Genomic DNA, 4,234 nt, shown 5'->3' on the forward strand with positions numbered 1-4,234 from the left:
CTGGAAAACGGCTTTGCCTTCCTGAACCCTTACGGTTTGCCCTATCTACCCGGCTCCGGCGTCAAGGGTGTGCTGCGCCAGGCGGCACGGGAGTTGACCAGCGGCGACTGGGGCGATGCGCACGGTTGGCGGGGTGATGACGAAAAATCGTTTTCCGTCGTAATCCAGAAAAAGACCGTCGCGCTTTCAATGTGCGACGTGCTGTTCGGCCGCGAAACCCGAGATGGAGACGCCGAGCACGTCCGCGGCGTGCTGTCGTTCTGGGACGTGATCCCGCAGATCAAGGGCGACAGCCTGCACGTCGAGATCATGACCCCGCACCAGGGGCACTACTACCAGCAAAATCGCGATCGCAAGACCGGCGACAGCGTCTCGCCCCACGAATCCGGCCAGCCCATCCCGATTCCGTTCCTCACCGTGCCGCCCGGCTCCGGCTTCGCCTTTCACGTGGTCTGCGATCTGCCTCGCCTGCACCGGCTGGCGCCCGAACTGGCGCAGGACGACCGCTGGAAAACGCTGCTCACCGCCGCCTTCGAGCACGCCTTTACCTGGCTCGGTTTCGGCGCCAAGACCGCGGTCGGGTATGGGGCGATGCAGCGGAATCAGAGGGCACAAAGCGAGCGCGAAGCGGCGCTTGCAGAAAGCCAACGCGCCGCCGCCCGCGCGGCGATGACCGAACAGCAGCGAGCTATCGAGGATTTTCGGGAACTGTTTGAAAAAGCCCGCGCCCGCGGCGCCCACCAGCCGGGCAGTGAGTTCGACGCTCAGCGGCGGGCCTTTTTCCAGACCGCCCTGGCCTGGACCGATCCTGTCGAGCGCGGCGCCGCGGCCGCTTTACTGCGCGAAACGATTGCCTGGAGCGGCTGGCCGGGCAAAAAGGAGCGTAAGCAGGAATTCCGGGACTGGCTGGCAAAGCTGGAGGGCGCGTGACCACCTACTTCGTCACCCGCCACCCCGGCGCCGCTGACTGGGCGCGCGAGCAAGGGCTCGCCGTGGACCGTGCGCTGGCGCATCTCGATCCGGCGCAGGTGCAGGCCGGCGACGTGGTGATCGGCACCTTGCCGGTGAACCTCGCCGCCGAAGTCTGCGCCCGGGGCGGGCGCTATCTGCACCTCAGCCTCGACCTGCCGGCCGACTGGCGCGGGCGCGAGCTCGGCGCCGCCGACATGCGCGCCTGCGGCGCGCGCATCGAGGAATACCGCGTCGAGCGGGTGGCCTGATGGACGCCGTGCGTGCCTTCATCGGCGACTGGCTCGACCCGGTCGCCACCGTGCTCGGGCTGTTGTCGCTGGTGCCCATCGTGTGGACCTGGTGGGACGTCACCTTCGGCCGGCGCCGGCGCGAGCGGGCCTTGCTGCAGCACATCCGCCGCGCCCCCGGCGAGCGGCCGGCCATCCTCATCATGGATCTTTTGCCAGGCAAAAACATCCGCGCCGCGGTCGAAAATTACCGCCGCGCCGAGCCGCCGCTGGCGGCCATCCCCGACGAGCGCCTGGTCCAAATCGAGCGCGACGAGTTCCTCACACCGGACGACATGGCCGACCTCTACCGCGAGCTGCGCGCCGCCGCCGCGCGGCTGCTGGCGGCCGGTACCGACTGCATCCACTACTTTCACGCCGGGCCGGGCATCGTCGCGGCGCTGGTCGGTGCCGAATTCGCCAACGGTGCGCGCGTGCTGCTCTACCAGTACGAGGCCGGTACCTATCGGTGCTTCGGGCCGCTGCGTCTGCCCTGACCGCGGCAAGCTTGCCGCGGCCGCGCGCAGGCCGGGCGGCGTGTTCTGATGGCCTCATCGCCACCGACCGAGGCCCCGCATGCCCGCCCGAACCCTGTACCTGGCCGCTTACGACGTGTCCTGCCCGCGCCGCTTGCAGGCCGCGCTCGACCGCGTGCGCGCCCACGCCACCGGCGGCCAGAAATCCGTTTACGAGTGCTGGCTGACTGCAGCCGAGAAAGCCGCGCTGCTGGCCGACATGGCCGCCGTGCTGGACGAGCGGCAGGACCGGTTCTTCCTGCTGCGCCTGGACCCGCGGGCACGCCCGGTGGCGCTCGGCAGCGCCGTGCCGGCCACCGACCCGCCGTTTTTCTACGCCGGCTGACATGCCATGACCACGCTGTACCTGGACCGCAAAGACCTGACCGTGGCCCACCACGCCGGGCGCCTGCGCCTGCAAGCCGGCCCGGCAGCGCAGGACGTGCCGCTCGCGCTGCTCGAACGCGTGGTGGTGGCCGCCGCCGTGCGCCTGGACAGCCGCGTGCTGGGGGCGCTGGCCGAGCGCGGCATCGGCGTGCTGCTGCTCGGCCCGCGCAGCGGCGAGCGTCTGGCCATCGTGCACGGCCGCCCCCACCAGGACGCCCGCGTGCGCCTGGGCCAGATGCGTCTGGCGGACGACGGCGCCTTCGCGCTGGCCACCGCCAAGCGCCTGGTGGCCCACAAACTGCGTCGCCAGAGCCGCCTGTTGGCGCAGGCGCGCCGGCTTCGGCCCGACCAGTCCCGCGCGCTCAGCCGCGGCATGGCCACGCTGGAGGCGCTGTTGTCGGCGCTCGCAGGCTCAGCCGACCTGGCCAGCGTGCGCGGGCTCGAAGGCGCTGGCGCCGCCGCGCACTTTCAGGCCCTGGGCGCCGTGCTGCCGCCGCAGCTCGGCTTTGCCGCGCGCCGCCGCCGGCCGCCGCCGGACCCGGTCAACGCCGCCCTGTCACTGGGCTACACGCTGCTGCACTTCGAGGCTGTGCGCGCCGCCTACGCGGCCGGGCTCGACCCGTACATCGGTTTTCTGCACGGCCTGTCGTTTGGGCGCGAGTCGCTGGCCAGCGACCTCATCGAGCCGCTGCGCCCGGCACTCGACGGCTGGCTGTGGCGCCTGTTTGCCACGCGCGCGCTGCGCGCCGAGCACTTTCACACCGAAGCCGGCCGCTGCCTGCTCGGCAAAGCCGGCCGCGCCGTGTTCTTCGGCGCCTACGAAACCTTTGCCCGTCCACAGCGGCGTGTTCTTCGCCGCCTGTGCCGCCACTTGGCTGCCGCCGCCCGCGCCGCCTGTCCGCCCACCCTCGGCGAGGAAACCGATGACGCGTAAAACGCTCTACCTGGACGGTCGCACGCCCGTCCGGGTGACGCGCGTCGGCCCGGCGCTGGAAGTGCACCATCACGACCAGTCGCCCGCCTGGTTTCCACTGCCGCGGCTGTCGGCCATCGTCTGCCGCGGGCCGGTCGGCTGGCAGGGCGACGCACTGCAAGCCTGCATCGAGCATGGCCTGGTGGTGGCGTTTCTCGACCTCGACGATCGCTGCATCGGCATCGCCAGCGGACGGCCGACCGCGCGGCTCGACCTCGGCAGCCGGCTCGAGCTGGCCAGCGTGCGTCCCGGCTGGGAAGAGCGCTACCAGACCTGGCTGCACGCCCAGCAGCAGCGTCGTGCCCGCTACACCTGCCAGGCGCTCGGCTGGCCCGACGAGCGGGACCTGCGCCGCCTGCGCCAGCGCCTGCACGACGCCCTGCAGGCGCGCTTTGGCGCCCAGACCGCCGCCACCACGCAGCGCCTGACCAGCCTGCTGCAGACCGACATCGCCGCCGACCTGGCCACGGCCGGACTCGCGCCCGAGCAACTGGTTGGCCTCGGCCCGGTCGGGCACCTGGCGGACGACCTGCTCAGCCTGCTGCAATGGCCGCTGCGCGGCCGGTTGCTGGCGGCCGCCGACGCCATGGCCCTGCCCACCCTGCACGCCGCCGCCGAGTTCTACCATCAGCACCTGCGGCCGGCGCTCATGGCCACCTGCCGGCGCACCATCGCCAGCCTGTGGAGCCTGGACCTGTAACGCCGCCCATGAACACCCAAACCTGGCTCATCGCCTACGACATCCGCCACCCGCGCCGTCTGTCGGCGCTGCACCGGCTACTCAAAAAACACGCCCTGTCCGTGCAATACTCGGTATTCGTAGGCCGCTTCACGCGCCGTGGCATCCGCCACCTGCAGGCCCTCATCAGCAGCATCATCGCCCCGGAAGACGACGTGCGCCTGTACCCGCTGCCCCAACAGCCCGACTGGGTGTTCTACGGCCGTCGCCTGCTGCCTGATGGCGTATACCTGCCCGAGCCCGGCCTGCCCGGTCTGGCGGCCGACCCTGACTTGGCGCCCCAGCCGCAGCAGCGTCAAGCCCAGCCGCAGCTCGTTGATAACGAAGGAGGAAATTATTGAGGCAGATTGAAGGCAGACCTGATTAAGAAGGGATTAAGACT

General features: G+C 70.7%; 7 protein-coding genes. All 7 read left to right on the top strand.

The window, feature by feature from the left end; translation table 11 throughout:
- The coding region (cmr6, locus tag PHC73_RS11970; protein ID WP_300128524.1) for a type III-B CRISPR module RAMP protein Cmr6 at positions 1-930 on the top strand (930 nt) is incomplete at its 5' end.
- Complete coding sequence (gene csx16 / locus PHC73_RS11975; RefSeq protein ID WP_300128527.1) at positions 927-1,220, top strand: CRISPR-associated protein Csx16; 294 nt, start codon at positions 927-929, stop codon at positions 1,218-1,220. The genes cmr6 and csx16, both read left to right, overlap by 4 nt.
- Complete coding sequence (locus tag PHC73_RS11980; protein ID WP_300128530.1) at positions 1,220-1,735, top strand: hypothetical protein; 516 nt, start codon at positions 1,220-1,222, stop codon at positions 1,733-1,735. The genes csx16 and PHC73_RS11980 overlap by 1 nt, the downstream gene beginning before the upstream one ends.
- Before the next feature lie 79 nt (positions 1,736-1,814).
- On the top strand, positions 1,815-2,099 hold the full coding sequence (locus PHC73_RS11985) for a CRISPR-associated endonuclease Cas2 (protein WP_300128533.1): 285 nt from the start codon (positions 1,815-1,817) through the stop codon (positions 2,097-2,099).
- 6 nt (positions 2,100-2,105) lie between these two features.
- On the top strand, positions 2,106-3,074 hold the full coding sequence (gene cas1, locus PHC73_RS11990; protein WP_300128536.1) for a CRISPR-associated endonuclease Cas1: 969 nt from the start codon (positions 2,106-2,108) through the stop codon (positions 3,072-3,074).
- Complete coding sequence (locus PHC73_RS11995; RefSeq protein WP_300128539.1) at positions 3,064-3,813, top strand: CRISPR-associated endonuclease Cas1; 750 nt, start codon at positions 3,064-3,066, stop codon at positions 3,811-3,813. Before cas1 ends, PHC73_RS11995 begins: the two co-directional genes overlap by 11 nt.
- An 8-nt stretch (positions 3,814-3,821) precedes the next feature.
- On the top strand, positions 3,822-4,193 hold the full coding sequence (cas2, locus tag PHC73_RS12000; protein WP_300128542.1) for a CRISPR-associated endonuclease Cas2: 372 nt from the start codon (positions 3,822-3,824) through the stop codon (positions 4,191-4,193).
- Positions 4,194-4,234: the final 41 nt, after the last annotated feature.

This window comes from Immundisolibacter sp., assembly GCF_028696615.1.
GTDB lineage: Bacteria > Pseudomonadota > Gammaproteobacteria > Immundisolibacterales > Immundisolibacteraceae > Immundisolibacter.